The 16,021-nt window shown below is 71.8% G+C and carries 18 protein-coding genes and 1 pseudogene; 12 read left to right on the forward strand and 7 right to left on the reverse strand.

Translation table 11 applies throughout. The features are described 5' to 3' along the window. Window positions 1-35: 35 nt before the first annotated feature. Genes ACFXC1_RS13455 through ACFXC1_RS13465 form a run of 3 tightly spaced genes read left to right on the forward strand, consistent with a single transcriptional unit; the run spans window position 36 to window position 2,071 of the window. Entirely contained in the window at window positions 36-974 is a 939-nt protein-coding gene (locus ACFXC1_RS13455; protein WP_381242260.1) for a PAC2 family protein, read from the forward strand. 45 nt (window positions 975-1,019) lie between these two features. Further along, complete coding sequence (gene coaE / locus ACFXC1_RS13460) at window positions 1,020-1,640, forward strand: dephospho-CoA kinase (protein ID WP_381242262.1); 621 nt, start codon at window positions 1,020-1,022, stop codon at window positions 1,638-1,640. A 50-nt stretch (window positions 1,641-1,690) separates the two neighbouring features. Beyond that, on the forward strand, window positions 1,691-2,071 hold the full coding sequence (locus ACFXC1_RS13465; RefSeq protein WP_019067641.1) for a tetratricopeptide repeat protein: 381 nt from the start codon (window positions 1,691-1,693) through the stop codon (window positions 2,069-2,071). A gap of 19 nt (window positions 2,072-2,090) precedes the next feature. Here ACFXC1_RS13465 and ACFXC1_RS13470 read toward each other — a convergent pair whose 3' ends face one another. Continuing rightward, entirely contained in the window at window positions 2,091-2,357 is a 267-nt protein-coding gene (locus ACFXC1_RS13470; protein WP_043259387.1) for a DUF6343 family protein, read from the reverse strand. An 86-nt stretch (window positions 2,358-2,443) separates the two neighbouring features. On the opposite strand from ACFXC1_RS13470, the gene ACFXC1_RS13475 reads away from it, so the two are divergent. Together ACFXC1_RS13475 and ACFXC1_RS13480 are read left to right on the forward strand one after the other, a co-directional pair. Beyond that, window positions 2,444-3,358 carry an acyltransferase domain-containing protein gene (locus ACFXC1_RS13475; RefSeq protein WP_381242264.1) on the forward strand — a complete coding sequence of 305 codons (915 nt, stop codon included), beginning with the start codon at window positions 2,444-2,446 and terminating at the stop codon, window positions 3,356-3,358. Window positions 3,359-3,499: 141 nt separating this feature from the next. Continuing rightward, the gene (locus tag ACFXC1_RS13480; RefSeq protein WP_381242266.1) at window positions 3,500-4,192 is read left to right on the forward strand and encodes a class I SAM-dependent methyltransferase; all 693 of its coding nucleotides are present in this window, start codon (window positions 3,500-3,502) and stop codon (window positions 4,190-4,192) included. 15 nt (window positions 4,193-4,207) lie between these two features. Here ACFXC1_RS13480 and ACFXC1_RS13485 read toward each other — a convergent pair whose 3' ends face one another. Continuing rightward, window positions 4,208-4,762, reverse strand: a complete 555-nt coding sequence (locus ACFXC1_RS13485; protein ID WP_381242267.1) for an RNA-binding S4 domain-containing protein — start codon at window positions 4,760-4,762, stop codon at window positions 4,208-4,210. A gap of 148 nt (window positions 4,763-4,910) precedes the next feature. Here ACFXC1_RS13485 and ACFXC1_RS13490 point away from each other — a divergent pair, with 148 nt between their 5' ends. Both ACFXC1_RS13490 and pip read left to right on the forward strand, forming a co-directional pair. Further along, complete coding sequence (locus ACFXC1_RS13490) at window positions 4,911-5,600, forward strand: uracil-DNA glycosylase (RefSeq protein ID WP_381242268.1); 690 nt, start codon at window positions 4,911-4,913, stop codon at window positions 5,598-5,600. 43 nt (window positions 5,601-5,643) lie between these two features. Further along, entirely contained in the window at window positions 5,644-6,606 is a 963-nt protein-coding gene (gene pip / locus ACFXC1_RS13495; RefSeq protein ID WP_381242269.1) for a prolyl aminopeptidase, read from the forward strand. A 30-nt stretch (window positions 6,607-6,636) separates the two neighbouring features. Here the strand turns inward: pip and ACFXC1_RS13500 are convergent, their stop codons facing one another. After that, window positions 6,637-7,302, reverse strand: coding sequence for a GntR family transcriptional regulator (locus ACFXC1_RS13500; protein ID WP_381242271.1), 666 nt, complete (start codon window positions 7,300-7,302; stop codon window positions 6,637-6,639). A 179-nt stretch (window positions 7,303-7,481) separates the two neighbouring features. Here ACFXC1_RS13500 and ACFXC1_RS13505 point away from each other — a divergent pair, with 179 nt between their 5' ends. The 3 genes from ACFXC1_RS13505 (at window position 7,482) to ACFXC1_RS13515 (ending at window position 10,801) form a co-directional block, all read left to right on the forward strand. Then, a complete protein-coding gene (locus ACFXC1_RS13505) occupies window positions 7,482-8,942 on the forward strand; it encodes an NCS1 family nucleobase:cation symporter-1 (protein WP_381242273.1) in 1,461 nt (486 codons plus the stop codon). A 5-nt stretch (window positions 8,943-8,947) separates the two neighbouring features. Next, complete coding sequence (locus ACFXC1_RS13510; RefSeq protein WP_019067632.1) at window positions 8,948-9,742, forward strand: aspartate/glutamate racemase family protein; 795 nt, start codon at window positions 8,948-8,950, stop codon at window positions 9,740-9,742. 114 nt (window positions 9,743-9,856) lie between these two features. Further along, window positions 9,857-10,801 (forward strand): glycoside hydrolase family 6 protein, encoded by a 945-nt coding sequence (locus ACFXC1_RS13515; protein WP_381242274.1) that lies wholly within the window; start codon window positions 9,857-9,859, stop codon window positions 10,799-10,801. A gap of 1 nt (window position 10,802) precedes the next feature. Here ACFXC1_RS13515 and ACFXC1_RS13520 read toward each other — a convergent pair whose 3' ends face one another. The 3 genes from ACFXC1_RS13520 to ACFXC1_RS13530 form a co-directional block, all read right to left on the reverse strand. Further along, a complete protein-coding gene (locus ACFXC1_RS13520) occupies window positions 10,803-11,279 on the reverse strand; it encodes a GNAT family N-acetyltransferase (RefSeq protein ID WP_381242276.1) in 477 nt (158 codons plus the stop codon). Further along, window positions 11,276-11,701, reverse strand: a complete 426-nt coding sequence (locus ACFXC1_RS13525; RefSeq protein WP_381242277.1) for a RidA family protein — start codon at window positions 11,699-11,701, stop codon at window positions 11,276-11,278. Before ACFXC1_RS13525 ends, ACFXC1_RS13520 begins: the two co-directional genes overlap by 4 nt. Window positions 11,702-11,814: 113 nt before the next feature. Further along, entirely contained in the window at window positions 11,815-12,168 is a 354-nt protein-coding gene (locus ACFXC1_RS13530; RefSeq protein WP_381242278.1) for a hypothetical protein, read from the reverse strand. A gap of 259 nt (window positions 12,169-12,427) precedes the next feature. Here ACFXC1_RS13530 and ACFXC1_RS13535 point away from each other — a divergent pair. Both ACFXC1_RS13535 and ACFXC1_RS13540 read left to right on the forward strand, forming a co-directional pair. Beyond that, a pseudogene (locus ACFXC1_RS13535) lies at window positions 12,428-12,958 on the forward strand (nucleotidyltransferase domain-containing protein); the annotation flags it as partial. A gap of 152 nt (window positions 12,959-13,110) precedes the next feature. Beyond that, on the forward strand, window positions 13,111-14,970 hold the full coding sequence (locus ACFXC1_RS13540; protein WP_381242280.1) for an FUSC family protein: 1,860 nt from the start codon (window positions 13,111-13,113) through the stop codon (window positions 14,968-14,970). A 16-nt stretch (window positions 14,971-14,986) separates the two neighbouring features. On the opposite strand, the gene ACFXC1_RS13545 is transcribed toward ACFXC1_RS13540, so the two are convergent. Next, the gene (locus ACFXC1_RS13545; protein WP_381242281.1) at window positions 14,987-15,937 is read right to left on the reverse strand and encodes an endonuclease/exonuclease/phosphatase family protein; all 951 of its coding nucleotides are present in this window, start codon (window positions 15,935-15,937) and stop codon (window positions 14,987-14,989) included. Window positions 15,938-16,021: the final 84 nt, after the last annotated feature.

Genomic DNA, 16,021 nt, shown 5'->3' on the forward strand with positions numbered 1-16,021 from the left:
GTTGTGCAGTACGAACACGAGGAGGAGCGGTCACAGTGCTTGATCCGCAGGGTTTGTACGCATGGGAGCCGAAGGGCCTGGCCGTCGTCGACATGGCGCTCGCCCAGGAGTCGGCCGGTCTTGTCATGCTCTACCACTTCGACGGATACATCGACGCGGGCGAGACCGGCGACCAGATCGTCGAACGACTGCTCGATACGCTGCCCCACCAGGTCGTGGCCAGATTCGACCACGACCGGCTCGTGGACTACCGCGCCCGCCGCCCGCTGCTCACCTTCAAGCGCGACCGGTGGACCGACTACGAGGAGCCCACCCTCGACGTACGGCTGGTCCAGGACGCCACCGGAGCGCCCTTCCTGCTGCTCTCCGGCCCCGAGCCGGACGTGGAGTGGGAGCGCTTCGCCCTGGCCGTCCAGCAGATCGTGGAGCGGCTCGGCGTCCGTCTGTCCGTGAACTTCCACGGCATCCCCATGGGCGTCCCGCACACCCGCCCGGTGGGCCTGACCCCGCACGGCAACCGCACCGACCTCGTCCCGGGCCACCGCAGCCCCTTCGACGAGGCGCAGGTCCCCGGCAGCGCCGAGGCGCTCGTCGAGTACCGCCTCATGGAGGCCGGCCACGACGTCCTGGGCGTCGCCGCGCACGTCCCGCACTACATCGCCCGCTCCCCGTACCCGGACGCGGCCCTGACTGTCCTGGAGGGCATCACGGCGGGCACCGGACTGGTCCTGCCGGGCATCGCGCACTCCCTGCGCACCGAGGCCCACCGCACCCAGACCGAGATCGACCGCCAGATCCAGGAGGGCGACGAGGAGCTCGTGGCACTCGTCCAGGGCCTGGAGCACCAGTACGACGCCGCCGCGGGCGCCGAGAGCCGCGGCAACATGCTCGCCGAGCCGGTCGAGATCCCGTCGGCGGACGAGATCGGGCAGGAGTTCGAGCGCTTCCTGGCGGAGCGCGAGGGGGACGGCTGACGGTCGCCGGATGCCTTGTCGGTGGCAGGCCCTAAGCTTCGGCTCATGCTGAAGGTGGGCCTGACCGGCGGCATCGGTGCCGGTAAGAGTGAAGTGTCACGGCTGTTGGTCGGGTACGGCGCCGTGCTGATCGACGCCGACCGCATCGCGCGCGAGGTCGTCGCGCCCGGAACTCCCGGGCTCGCGGCCGTCGTCGAGGCCTTCGGCGAGGACGTGCTCGGCGCGGACGGCGGCCTGGACCGGCCGAAGCTGGGCTCCATCGTCTTCGCCGACCCCGAGAAGCTGGCCGTCCTCAACTCGATCGTCCACCCCCTGGTCGGCAGACGCTCCCGCGAGCTCGAAACCGCCGCGGCCGACGACGCCGTGGTGATCCACGACGTCCCCCTCCTCGCCGAGAACGCCCTGGCCGCGCTCTACGACCTCGTGATCGTCGTCGACGCGAGTCCCGAGACACAGCTCGACCGGCTCGTGCGGCTGCGTGGCATGACCGAGGAGGACGCACGCGCGCGTATGGCCGCCCAGGCGACGCGCGAGAAGCGGCTCGCCATCGCGGACATCGTCATCGACAACGACGTACCCCTGGAGGCGCTGGAGCGGCGCGCACGGGACGTATGGGCCGAACTCGTGCGCAGGGCCCACGCGCCCCAGCAGCCACCCCAGGAATAGCGGGCCTTCCACCGGGCGTTGAAACGCGCGAGCGAGGGAAGGAATTCGCCGTGCCCGAGAACAGCGGAACGACCGGACGTACTCCGGAGACGCATGTCATCGACTTCCGCGCCGCCGAGCAACTGCTCGCCGCGCGGGACCCGCGGGGCGCGGTGAAGCTGCTCGACAACGTCATCGACGCGCACCCCGAGAACACCGCCGCCCGCCTGCTGCGCGCGCGTGCCTTCTTCGCCGCCGCGCAACTGCGCCCCGCCGAGCTGGAGTTCACCATCGTCCTGGAGCGAGAGCCGGACAACGCGTTCGCGCACTTCGCGCTCGCCCGGACCTACGAGCGGCAGGGACGCGCCGACCAGGCCAAACGCCACTTCCGGCTGGCCGCCGCGCTCGATCCCCAGCCGCAGTACCTGAAGGCGGCCCGTTTCGACGGGTAGGCGCCCGCGCGCGAGCCGGTCAGGGGTGGCGGTGCTCCGGCGGCCGGTAGGGCGGGATGTCGGGGCCCGGCTGGTAGTGCGGGCCCTGGCGCATATGTCTGAGGATCATGGTCATGTCGATCGTGACGACCAACCACAGCACCCCGCAGGCTGCCGCCCACCCGGGGCGCCCGGCCAGCGCGAACGCCGCCGTGCCGAAGATCGTCCAGACCAGCCCCCACACGCTCAGCCAGAACCGCGCCCGCAGCGGACTGCGCGCGGTCGTCGGCTCACTGCCCGTACGCATCAGGATCACTACTCCTCCCTGAAACGTACTCTTCGGGTCGGACGTTCTCCACAGGTAGGAGACCCGACAGGGAGGGGAAACGCACTGTGCTGCCGGACGCCGAGGAACTGCCCGAGATCCTGCTCGACCTCGCCGTACCCCACGAGGACATCAACGAACTGGTCCGACTGCGCCGGGTGCTGGCGCGGGACACCGACGCGATGGGGCTCCTGGAGGAGTGCGTCGGGGAACTGCTGAAGGACATCGGGGAGTACGGCCACTGGACCCGGCTCACCGAGCTGTTCCGGGCCCGGCTGCCCGAGGCCCCGCCGGAGATCGGCACCTACTTCTCCGTGTACGTGTTCGCCGCCGCGCTGCCCGCCACGCGCGCGTACCACCGCGAACGCGGCATCCCCGCCGACGTCTCCCGGCGCACCCTCGCCGACCTGGGCCGCAACATCGCGGTCAACCACAGACGGTACGGCGGGGGAGGCGTGCCGGCCCCGCAGTGGCTCGTCCCGCACTTCCGCGGCGAGCTGTACCAACTGGGGCGGCTGCAGTACGAACGGGCGCGGCTCGGAGAGCGCACCGCGCGGGCGCTCGCGGCGGCCGGACTCGACGTCGAGCCCGGGACACCCTGCCTGAACCTGCACATCCCCGACTTCCATGGACCGCTCTCGCCGACCGCCTGCGACCGCTCGCTCGACCTGGCCCGCCCGTTCTTCGCCCGGCACTTCCCCGAGGAACGCCACGCGGTCGCGGTCTGCCACTCCTGGCTGCTGGACCGGCAGTTGAAGCAACACCTCCCGGCCGACTCGAACATCGTCCACTTCCAGGAACGGTTCCGGGTGGCCCACGACGACACGGAGCCGGCCGACGCCGAGCCGGTCCAGTTCGTCTTCGGCAACGGCGGTCTGGCGGTGGAGACCCTGCCCCGGCGTACGTCCGTGGAGCGGGTCGTCGGGGATCATCTGCGGGCGGGCGGGCACTGGTACATCGGGCATGGGTGGTTCCCGCTCTGAGCCCGGACCGCCAACCGGATCCGGAGGGTTCCTTTTCGACAGTTGCCGCCCCAACGGTTGCCTCTCCCAAGGGAATTGACTCGTACGGGTGAACCAGTGCGAGTCGGGAACGGGCGTGCGGTCGCGAGCCGTTGGGCGGGCATGCGACTCGAAATGCGTGAGGGGTACGAGGGGACCGGACCCGGGGTGATCACCCCGGACGGCTGCGCGGTGGAGCTGTACTCACGGCTGCCCGTGGGAGCGGAGCCGGACATCGTCACGGCGGCCGTGCCGGCGGGCGCGCGCATCCTGGAGCTGGGCAGCGGGGTGGGACGGGCGACCCATCCCCTCCTGGAGCGCGGGTTCACGGTCACGGCTGTCGACGAGTCCGCCGAGATGCTGGAGCGGGTCCGGGGCGCGCGCACGATATGCAGTCCGATCGAGAACCTCGACCTGGGCGAGACCTTCGACGTCGTGATGCTGGCGTCGTTCCTGGTGCACGCCGGGGACGCCGAGGTGCGGCGCGGACTGCTGCGGACCTGTGTACGGCATGTCGGGGCGGGCGGCTGTGTGCTGATCCAGCGGGAGGGCGAGGACTACCACTCGAACCTGCCGCGCGAGCGGGTCGACCCCAGCGGCTTCACCCTGCGGCTGGTGTCGGCGGAGCCGGTCGGGGACGGGGTCAACTCGGTGCGCGCGGAGTATGTGTTCCCGGACGCGGTCTGGACCCAGACGTTCCGGTCCCGGCCGCTGACGAAAGACCAGTTCGAGGAGGCGTTGGCGGAGGCGGGACTGAAGGTGGACAGCTATCTGACACCGGACCGGGTGTGGGTGCGGGCGGTGCCGATGGACTGACAGCCGCGCCGGATCTCACCGTTGCGTGCCCCGGTGGGCCCTGCGATGTGTGTCGCGGGGCGCGTCGGGACCGGCATCGGGGTTGGGCAGATCGCGCAGCCGTTCCAGCTCGCGGCGGTCGCGCTTGGTGGGGCGGCCGGTGCCGCGGTCGCGGATACCGGCCGGGGCGACGGTCTCGCGGGGCGGGGGCGGCGGGGAATTGTCCACGTAGCACTCGGCGGCGACGGGAGCGCCGACCCGTTTGCGGATGACGCGCTTCACGACGACGATCCGTTCCCGGCCCTCGTGGCGCAGTCGTACCTCGTCGCCGACGCGGACGGAGTGGGCGGGCTTCACCCGCTCGCCGTTGACGCGGACGTGGCCGCCCTTGCAGGCGGCGGCGCCCATGGAGCGGGTCTTGACCAGACGGACGGACCAGATCCAGCTGTCGACGCGGACGCTCTCGCCGTTCGAGGGACCGGCGGCGACGGCGGCGGCGGCCACGGCATCGCCCTGCGGTTCGGGCGCGGGGCGATGGTCGTCGGTCTCGTCGCTCACGTCGTCGCTCTCGTGCACGCCCTCGGAAGCCATGCCGCGATTTTAGTCCCCGGGGGACAGCGGGCAGGGCGGTTGCCGACGCTGCTGGTCAGGGTGATCGGCTGATCCGCGGCTGCTCGGAGCTCGGCCCGGTCCGCACCGGAGCCCGCGCGGTGATCGGCGGAGACCGTACGGTGAGGGGATGGACCTGTCCGACCTCGATCGCCGGATCACCGGCTGCCGGGCCTGCCCCCGGCTGGTCGCCTGGCGTGAGGAGGTCGCCCGCACCAAACGCGCGGCCTTCGCCGACTGGACTTACTGGGGCCGCCCGGTACCCGGCTTCGGTCCCGCCGACGCGCCCCTGCTGATCATCGGCCTCGCCCCGGCCGCGCACGGTGCGAACCGGACCGGCCGCATGTTCACGGGCGATCGCTCCGGGGACGTACTGTACGAGGCCCTGTACGACGTGGGCCTCGCCTCGCAGCCGACCGCCGTGAGTGCCGACGACGGCCTGGAGCTGTACGGCGTGCGCATCACCTCGCCGGTGCGCTGCGCACCGCCCGCCAACAAGCCCACGCCCGAGGAGCGCGACACCTGTCGCTCCTGGCTCGTCGAGGAACTGACGCTGCTGCGGCCGACGTTGAAGGCCGTGATCGTGCTCGGCGGTTTCGGCTGGCAGGCCGCGTTGCCCGCGTTCGCGGCGGCGGGATGGGCCGTGCCGAGACCGCGTCCGGTGTTCGGGCACGGGGTGCGGGTGCCGCTCGACGGCCTCGACCTCTTCGGCTGCTTCCACGTCAGCCAGCGCAACACCTTCACCGGGAAGCTCACCCCCGCGATGCTGCGGGACGTGCTGCGCACGGCGGCCGGGGCGGCGGGGCTGCCGGTCGCGTGATAACCGGTGGCAGGCGGGTCGCGGCGGGCGTTACGGTCGCCGGATGGGCCTGTATCCGGAGACCGAACCGTACGACCACGGCATGCTCGACGTCGGAGACGGCAACCTCGTCCACTGGGAGACCTGCGGAAACCCGCACGGCAAGCCCGCGGTCGTGCTGCACGGCGGTCCGGGATCGGGCTGTTCCCCATACGCCCGGCGCTTCTTCGACCCCGCCGCCTACCGGATCGTGCTGCTGGACCAGCGCGGGTGCGGACGCTCCACGCCGCACGCGAGCGCCTACGACACCGACATGAGCGTGAACACGACGGCTCACCTGATCGCCGATCTGGAACTGCTGCGAGCGCACTTGGGGATCGAACGGTGGCTGGTGCGGGGCGCGTCCTGGGGCTCGGTGCTCGGACTGCGGTACGCGCAGACGCATCCCGAAGCGGTGTCGGAGCTGGTGCTGACCTGTGTCGCCACCGGATCCAACGCCGAAGTGGCCTTGCTGACCAGGGGACTTGGGAAACTCTTCCCGGAGGCGTTCGAGCGGTTCGTCGGTGAACTGCCCGCGGGCGAACGCGACGGGAACCTCGCCGCCGCCTACAACCGGCTCATCGAGTCCCCCGACCGCGCCGTGCGGGAGCGGGCGGCGCGTGCGTGGACCGACTGGGAGACGGCGATCATCCCCGCCCCGCCGCGCTCCGAAAAGCGGTACGAGGACCCGGAGTTCCGGATGTGCTTCGCCCGTACCGTCACGCACTACTTCGGCAACGACCACTTTCTCGGCGAGGGCAACGACGAGGGGGTGGTGCTCCGGGACGCGCACCTGCTCAAGGGCATCCCCGGCACCCTGGTCCAGGGCAGCCTCGACCTCGGCAACCTGCTCGGCATCGTCTGGCGGCTTCAACATGCCTGGCCCGAGAGCGAGTTGGTGATCGTGGACGAGGCCGGGCACGACCTGGGCACGCCGGGTGTCGTGGACGCACTGGTGGCGGCGACGGACAAGTACGCCCGCCGCTAGCCCAGTTGGCCGGCCGGCCTCGTTCGTCGGCTAGTCCGGTTGGTCGCCGAAGAGGTGGCGCACCGTGGAGCGGTAGTTCGCCTGGACGTGGCTGAGGGCGTGGGCCCGGGCGCGGTCCGGGTCGCCGGAGGCGATCGCCTCGTACAACTCCTCGTGCTCGGTGAGGAGTTGGGGCCACTCCTCGTTCTGCCGGGTGAGCCAGCGCAGCCGGCCGTCGACCGGTTCCATGACCGAGATCAGCAGGCTGTTGCCGGCCAGGGCCAGGATGCGGTCGTGGAAGCGGGTGTTGACGTCGGTGATCGCCTCGGCGTCGTCGGACCGGGTGGCCTCCGCCGCGCTGTCCAGCAGCTCCCGTAGTTCGGCGAGTGCTTGAGGGGTGGCGCGGGACGCGGCGAGCCCGGCCGCGTAGACCTCCAGCGCCTCGCGCAGCTCGAACAGCTCCTTTACGTCGGTCGGGGTCAGCCGCCGTACGACCGTACGGCGCGCCGACTCGAACAGGACGAAGCCCTCCGCGACCAGGGCCCGGATCGCCTCCCGGACCGGCACCCGCGAGACCCCGAAGCGTTCGGCCAGCTCGCGCTCCACCAGCCGGTCTCCGGGACGGAGACGACCGGCGATGATGTCCTGCCGCAGGGTCGCCAGGACGCGTTCGCGCACCGCCCCGAGGGGTTCGATCTTCGCTGTCATGGAGCTCATGGGGCCATCTTCGCCGACTCCGGGGGTGTTTTACGGAGCGTTAACAGTGGGGACATCGGCCGGAACTGTTGACGGGAGGACTATGACGGCAGTTTGGTATACCAAACGACATCGGTAGCCATCCTGCTCTCACCCCCCACCCCCTCCCAGATCCTCCGTCCCCTTGTCCTGGAGGCCCCGTGTCCCTCGCCGACCGTGCCGAAGCCACCGGCACACCAGCGTTCGTCCCCGACCCCCGGCTCACCAACGAAGACCTCGCCCCCGCCGACAAGCGCAACTGGAAGGTCTTCGACCTCTTCGCCATGTGGATGTCGGACGTCCACAACCTCGGCAACTACACCTTCGCCGCTGGCCTGCTGGTCCTCGGCATGAACGTCTGGCAGGTCTTCACCTCCCTCCTCGTCGGCTTCGTGCTCATCTACGTCGGCATGAACTGGATGGGGAGGATCGGACAGGCCCACGGCGTCCCGTTCCCGGTGGTCAGCCGCATCAGTTTCGGCGTGTGGGGTGCCAACATCCCGGCCCTCATCCGGGCCGTGATCGCCATCATGTGGTACGGCATCCAGACCTATCTGGCCTCCGTCGCCGTCAACGTGATGCTGCTGGCCGCCTGGCCGGGCCTGGAGTCCTGGACCCACCACTCCTTCCTGGGACTTGACGCCCTCGGCTGGGTCTCCTTCGTGTCCCTGTGGCTGATCCAGGCGGTGATCATCAGCCAGGGCATGGAGTCGGTGCGGAAGTTCCAGGACTTCTGCGGCCCGGCGATCTGGCTGGTGATGATCGCGCTCGCCGTCTGGGTGCTGGCGAAGGCCGGTTGGTCGATCTCGCTGACCTCCACCCCGCACCCGGTCTCGTTCGGCGAGCAGTGGCGGCAGTGGTTCGGCGCGATCGGCCTGATCCTCGCCACCTACGGCACGCTGATGCTCAACTTCTGCGACTTCTCCCGCTTCGCGCCCGACTACAAGACCGTCCGCCGCGGCAACTTCTGGGGCCTGCCCATCAACTCCACGGCGTTCGTGGTCGTTTCGGTGATCGTCACGGCCGGCTCGCTGGAGGTCTGGGGACAGGCCATCACGGATCCGGCGGAGTTGGTCGCCAAGGTCGGAAACACCTGGGTGATGGTGCTCGGCGCGTTCACGTTCGCCGTCGCCACCATGGGCGTCAACATCGTCGCCAACTTCGTCTCACCGGCGTACGACCTCGCCAACGTCTGGCCGCAGAAGATCACCTTCAAGATCGGCGGCATGATCAGCACGGTCGCCGCACTGGTCGTCACCCCGTGGAACCTCTTCTCGAACCCCACGGTCGTCAACTACTTCCTCGGCGGCCTCGGCGCCTTCCTGGGCCCGCTGTTCGGCGTGATCATGGTCGATTACTACTGGGTGAAGCGCGGCCGTATCGACGTCGAAGAACTCTTCGACGCGACCCCCGGCTCCCGCTACTACTACCGCAAGGGCGTCAACCCCAAGGCCCTGTGGGCGTTCCTGCCCTCGGCGGGCGTCGCGGCCGTACTCGCACTGGTGAAGACGTTCAGCGACGTCGCCCCGTACTCCTGGTTCATCGGTACGGCCCTCGGCGCCGGCCTGTACCTGCTGATCTGCCGCTCCGAGCGAACCGCCGCCCAGCCTCTGGAGGTCTGACGAGCGTGCGCATCGTCGTCACCAACTGCAACACCACGCAGGAGATGACCGAGGAGATCGTACGAGGTGCCCGGGCCGCCGCAGGCCCGGGCACCACCGTGACCGGACTGACCCCCGCGTGGGGACCGGAGTCGGCGGAGGGCTGGCTCGACAGCTACCTCTCGGCGGCGGCCGTCATGGACCTGCTGCGGACCTACGACGGCCCGTCCTACGACGCGGTCGTGATGGCCGGTTTCGGGGAGCACGGGCGGGAAGGCGTCCGGGAGTTGGTGGACGTACCCGTAGTCGACATCACCGAGGCCGCCGCCCATCTGGCCTGCCTGCTGGGCCGCCGCTACGGCGTCGTCACCACGCTGGAACGGTCCTGCGGCCAGATCGAGGACAGCCTGGAGCTGGCCGGGGTGGGCCGCAACTGCGCGGCGGTGGTCGGGACGGGGCTCAGTGTCCTGGACCTGGGCGGTGACGAGGCCCGCACGGAGGCGGCCTTCCTCACGGCGGCCGAACGGGCACGGGCGGCCGGCGCCGAGGTGCTGGTGCTGGGCTGCGCCGGGATGACGGGGCTGCAGCGCGCGGTGGGGGAGAAGCTGGGGCTGCCGGTGGTCGACGGGGTCGGCGCGGCGGTGAAACTGGCGGAGTCACTGGTGGGGCTGGGGCTGAGGACGAGCAGGGCGGGGAGCTATGCGCGGCCGGTGCCTAAAAGGAGGGCGTGGGGCAGCGCCCCTTCAGGGGCGCGGGGAACCGCGCGACCAGCCACGACGCCGCCGCAGCCGCCGAACAACACATCGCGGCACTCTCGATAGCTCATCCATAGGGGTGATCTCGCAACGACCTGACCGAAGCTACGGCGACTCGTTGAGGCGTGCCCCGCAAACTCCCGGAAGGACAACTCCCCACCGGCAAGAACGGAGCCTCCCTTGCCCACGCCGGTACAGCGAGCCCTCCTCGCCACGCTCCTCGCAGGACTCTGCGCCGGGGCCACCCGCGACGTACCGGAACCCTTCTGGACCACCCCCGACTCCCGAGCCGCGCAACAGGCGGCCACCTGGCGCGAGGACGGCCGAACAGCCGACGCCACGCTCATGGACCGCATCGCCACCAGACCCGAGGCCGAGTGGCTCAACGGCCCCGACCCCGGCCCACTCGTCCGCGCCCGCACCACCGCCGCCGCCCGCGCAGGCCGCCTCGCCGTACTCGTGGCGTACTACATCCCGAACCGCGACTGCGGCCAGTACTCACTCGGCGGCGCCCCCACCGCGGCCGCCTACCGCACCTGGATCGACGAGTTCGCGACCGCCCTCGGCGGCCGGGGCGCCTACGTCATCGTCGAACCGGACGCCGTCGCCCAGGTGGTCGCCGGCTGCACCCGGGTCGTGGCGAACGACCGCTACGCCCTGCTCGCCTACGCCGTCGACCACCTCAAACGCCAACCGCGCACCCACGTCTACCTCGACGCCGGCAACTCCGGCTGGATCCCCGAGGCCTGGCGACTGGTCGACGCGCTGAAGGCGTCCGGGGTCGCCCGCGCCGACGGGGTCGCCCTGAACGTCTCCAACTTCCAGACGAACAAGGCGAGTTCGGCGTACGGCGACCAGCTCTCCAAGGACCTCGCCGGCACGCACTACGTCATCGACACCAGCCGCAACGGCAACGGCCCCTACGCCGGCACCGACGCCTGGTGCAATCCACCCGGCCGCGCCCTGGGCACCCCGCCGACGACCCGCACGGACAACCCCCTTCTCGACGCCTACCTCTGGATCAAACGCCCCGGCGAGTCCGACGGCACCTGCCGGGGCGGCCCGCCCGCGGGCCAGTGGTGGCCGTCGTACGCCTTGGAACTGGCCCGCAACGCAGCCCCCTGACCTAGGACTTGGGCTCCCACACATACCGCACGTCCGGCTCGCGTTCCTCGTTGCCGCTGCCGTCCGTGAACTCGACGGCGACGAAGCCGTGCCGCTCGTAGAACCGGTGGGCGGGCTTGTTGACCTGGAAGGTCCACAGCCGCAGGCCCCCCGGACTCCGCTCCTTGGCCAGCTCCACGAACCGATCCCCGAGGCCGCGCCCGCGCCAGTCCGGATCGAGGTAGAGCTGCGACAGCAGACCGCCGTTGAGCACCATCAGCCCCACGACTCCGCCACCGTCCCCCGCATCGGCCACCCACACCTCGCGCAACGGCACGACGACATCCCGGAAGTACCCGCGCACGTCATCGGCGGACCGCGGGCTGACAACGGTCGGCAGCGCGGCGGCGAAGGACCGCAGCCACACGTCGGCGACGGAGCGGGCGTCGGGAGCGGTCGCCCGGCGGAGCGTGACGACGGTCTCCGGGCCGGAGTTCACGGCTGAGCCACCTCCGCCGGTGCGGGCGGTACGACGGCCGTCGCCGTGATCTCCACGAGCTGCCCGGTGTACCCGAGGCAGGCCACGCCGATGAGCGTCGACGAGTGCGGCCCCGCGCTCAGCCCGGATGCCTCGACCACCTCCCACACGGCGGACAGCACCGAGGGCTCACTGCTCACGACGTACACGTCCGTCGCCACGACATGCCCCAAGTCGCTGCCGACGGCCCGCAGTTGCTCACCCAGATTCGCGAGCACCTGCTCGGCCTGCCGCACCGCGTCCCCCTCACCGACCACCTTGCCGCCGGCGTCGAGCGGAACGGCCCCGGCGAGGAAGGCGAGCTTCGTACCGGCCTCGACGACGGTGGCGTGGGAGTACGTCGGCGGTGGGAAGAGACCGGGGACGGTGACGCGTTCGAGCACGGGGTCTCCCAGGGGCGGCGGCGGGCGTGGAATTGCAGGACGACAGCGGATCACGTGGACGACGGTCCCGCATCCGAATTACTCCTCCGTCAGCCTCTGCGGGGTTGGGCGCGTTACGTCGATCGGCGCTCGGCCGTGATGCGCGTCAGGACCTCGCGCCGTCTGCGCCGGGCGGCGGCCCTGGCCGCGGCGGACCGGCGCGCGGCAGCCGCCGCGACGGCCCGGAACGCGTCGCTGCGCTCGGCGGCCTCGACCCGTTCGACGTGGTACAGGCGGGTCGGCGGGGACGACCCGACATGCGGGTTGGCCCGGAACAGGTCTGGTTCGCCGAGCAGTTGACGCACCATGCCGGCCGTCCATCCCCGTGCACGCAGCCCGGCCGCCGAGAGATGCGTACGCGCGGCCTGCGAGTCGCCCTCACCGTCGGCTTGCCCCTGCCCGCCGTCATTCGTCTCGTGCGCTGTCATCGACCGCTCCCCCGTGGTGACTCTCAGTGACCACTCCATTGAAGCGCGCACCACTGACAATCGGTCCGGGGGCCTGATCTCAGGCCGCGAGAGCGCCCCGAGCCCGCCGCCGACCGGGTGCCCAGGGCCGTCGCCGCGCGGCGGGCCGCGAACGGCGTCGCCGAGCTGCGCGTACGCAGCCTGCCGGCACCGGCGGCCGACGGCGGCTGGCGGCTCCACCCCGTCACCCTGCACGCCTGGCACCACCACGATCCGGCGCAACGGGGGAGCGTGGCTGACCGTCGACTGGCGGCGGGTCGATGTGCACTATCGCGATCTGGCCGTGGTGGAGCGGGAGTCGGCGGAGGCGGAGGAAGGGCGGTTCCGGGTGGAGCCGCTGCTGTTCCATCTGGCCGGAATCCCCAGCTACTTGGTGGTCGCCGAACTCGCGATCAACCGAGTGCTGCGGGGTGAACTGCCCCGCCCCGACGCCTATCCCGAGAAGCTGCGGCGCTCCGCCGCCGAACGCTGGCACGGCACCGCCCGTGCCACCCTCGCGTACGCGCGGGACAACCACGCGCCGAAGGGCCGCCTCACCGAGGTCGCCGGCGCGCTCGCCGTGGCCGCCGTACAGGCCGGGCACGGTGTGCTGGCGGGGCGGGGGGAGTGGGTGACGAACGAGAAGCGGCTGCTGGAGCGGGCCGGGCTGCGGCGCGTCGACGACATCGTGGCGGGGCTGCGCCCGGAACCGGAGGCGCTCACGCACGCGGTTTCCGACGCGGAAGCCGTCTTCCGGGCGTTGCGTTCATAAAGAAGGCGCCGCTACGGCCAACCTTCACACCCTCGAAATACCACCGGCCCGCTCCGCACAAGTCCCCGAACTACCGTGGACACACAGCCTCAGTTCCGCCCCGGCCACCGTCGCCCGAAGGCACACCCCGCCCTCGTCACGACAGGAGCTCCGTGTCCCGACGCACCGTCGCACTGTCCCTTCCACCCTGGCTCGCCCACACGCTCCGCGCCCAGCGCGGGCCGGTTCCCTGGAGCGCGGTCACGCGGGGGGCGCTGTCCGCCGGGCCGCTTCTCCTCCTCGCCGTACTCCTCGACCGGACGTCTCTTGGCGTGCTGGCCGCGCTCGGCGCGATGCTCGCCGGGATCAACGACCGGCCCGGCAGCCGGCGGGCCTCCGTCAAGCGGCTCGGTGGGCCCGCCCTCGCGGGCGCCTCGGGGCTGCTCGTCGGGACGTATGCGGGGCAGCACGTCGGAGCTGTCGTACTGACGCTCCTCCTCACCGGGATCGGGCTGGTCGCCGGCGGGTTCAGCGCCATCGGGCCGGTCGCGTCCGGTGCCGGTACGCAACTGCTCGTCGCCTCCGCCATCGGCGCCGGGATGCCCCTGCCCGAACCGGGCTGGCAGCGGGCCCTCGCGTTCCTCGCCGGGGCCGCCTGGCTGGTCGGGCTGCGGCTGGCGCTGCCCACGCCCGGGGCCATCGCCGGCGACTACCGCTTCGACGGCGAGCGGGACGCCGTAGCCGCCGTCTACGACGCGATCGCCGCGCTCCTCGACGCCACCGGAGGGCCGGACGCGACGGCCCGGCGCGCCGCGCTCACCGCCGCTCTCGATCACGCGCAGGACGCCCTTGCCGGGCCCAGGCTGCGGCGGTACGCCAGTTCCGCGGCCGAGCGGCGGCTGCACGGGCAGTACGCCGCCGCGCTGCCGCTCGCCGAGGCCGCGACCGCGCTCGCCTGGGCGGGGGAGGCGGTGTCGGCCCGCGCGGGTGAAGGGCCGCGCCGGCTCGCCGCCGCCGTGCGCGACAACGCGCACACCGGGCCGTTGCCCGCCCCGAACCGTTCCGCGCCCGCGCTGCGCGCCCTCGACGACGCCCTGCTGCACGCCGCCGACGCCTTCGACCAGGCGGAGGGGAGTGATCTGCACACGCGGAAGCGGACGGCAACCGATCTGCTGCGTAGGGCACTCGGGGCCGGTGGGCGGGAGTACGGGCTGCGGGTCGCCCTCTGCTTCGGGGCCAGTGTCGGGGTCGCGCAGGCCCTGCACCAGGCCCGCTGGTACGGGCTGCACGAGCACTGGTACTGGCTGCCCGCCACCGCCGTCTTCCTCGTCAAGCCCGACCTCGGGCCGCTCGCCTCCCGGGCGCTGAGCCGGGCGGCGGGGACCGTACTGGGGGCGCTCCTCTTCGCCGGGTTCGCCGCCGTGCTGCCCCGGCCCGAGGGGCTGATCGCGCTCGTGGCGCTGAGCGGGGCGCTCATCCCGGTCGCCACCCGGCACTTCGCCGCGCAGACCGCCGTCGTCACCGTCCTGGTGCTCTCCCTCGTGATGGTCGGCGGGGAACCGCAGGCCTCCGCGAGCCGCATCGGCGAGACACTGCTGGCCTGCGCGATCGTGCTGATCGTCGGACATCTGCCGATGCCGGGGAAGAGCGGTGGGGGAGTGCGGGCACGGCTCGCGGCCGCCGGCGATGCCGCGCACGCCTATCTCGTGCACGTGCTGAGCGAGTCCGGCGACCGTGCCGAGCGCTGGACCCTGCGCCGCGAGGCCTACCGCACGCTCGCCGAGGCCCGCGGCACCATCGCCGTCTCGGCCGCCGAACTCCCCGCCCTCGCCCGGCACACGGAGGGCACCGACGAGGTCGCCGCCGTCCTCGAACGGCTCGTCGACACCACCACCGCCTGCGCCGTCCACCTCGACGACACGGGACGGCTCACGCCGCGGCACGTCCAGCAACTCACCGAGCTGCTACAGGAGTTCGAGCGGGGGCGCGGGCGGGTCGGGCTCCGCGCCATCGAACTCCCGGTCGCCGTATAGCCACTTGGGCCGCCGGTCACTCCACCCGCACCCACACCGGGGCGTGATCCGATCCCGGCGCCCCGCGCCGCTCCGCCGGATCCGGCCCCACCGACGGCAGCCGCAACGTTCCGTCACCCGGCAGCCCGGTCCCGGCTGTCGTGACCCGATGGACCAGATGGTGGCTGGTCAGGATGTGGTCGATCAGCTCGCGGCGCCCGGAGTTGATCCGGGAGTAGCGCTGGTCGGCGGGGATGAGCGGGGCCACGTCCCACAGCCGGACCGCGTCGCCCCGGTCCGGCCGGTCGTAGCCGGGTGTGCCGATCTCCGAGCCGGGCGGGCCGAGCAGGATCTGCGTGGTGGCCGCCTGCACCTCGTCGTTCATGTCGCCGAGCACCGCCACGTCCCGGGTCTTCCCCTCGCCGGCCAGCAGCTCGTCCGCCAGCGCCCGCAGCGAAGCCGCCTCGGCGGCCCGCCGGTAGAGCGCGTAGGCGCCGTAGCGGGCCCGTTCGCCCTCGTCGTGGGGGAAGAAACGGTTGCCCGGGTAGGTCAGCAGCTTCGACTTCAGATGGGCGACCGCCACCGTCACCGTGCCGCTGTCCGTCGTGACCTCCACAGCCAGGAAGCCCCGGCCCGCGGTCGGTTCCACGGCCCCCGAGTCGTCGGACTGCACGGGGCGCAGCTTCGCCGGGAACGTGTTCGTGTCGGCGATCACCTGCGGTGCCGTACGGCTGAGGAAGCCGACCCGGATGCCGCGGCCGTCCGGATGCGCGGACAGGGCGATGTGCCACTCGCCGCTCAGCATCCCGGCCAGGTCCTGGAGCGCCTCGGGCTCCCCGACCTCCTGGACGCCCAGCAGCACCGGGTCCAGCTCCGTGATCACCGCGGCGAGGGCGGCGAGTTTCGTCTCGTAGGCGGCCTTGTCCTTGGGGCCGAACGGGCCGCCGGGACGGTACAGGTTCTCCAGGTTCCAGGTGCCGAGGAGCATGTCGGGCTCCTTCCAGAAGCCTTGTCCTGAGCCAAGGGTGCTGGCCCGGACCGGTCCGCGACAGAGCAACGCCGGGATGCGCGG

The sequence above is a fragment of the Streptomyces hokutonensis genome (genome assembly GCF_042751305.1).
Lineage (GTDB): Bacteria > Actinomycetota > Actinomycetes > Streptomycetales > Streptomycetaceae > Streptomyces > Streptomyces hokutonensis_A.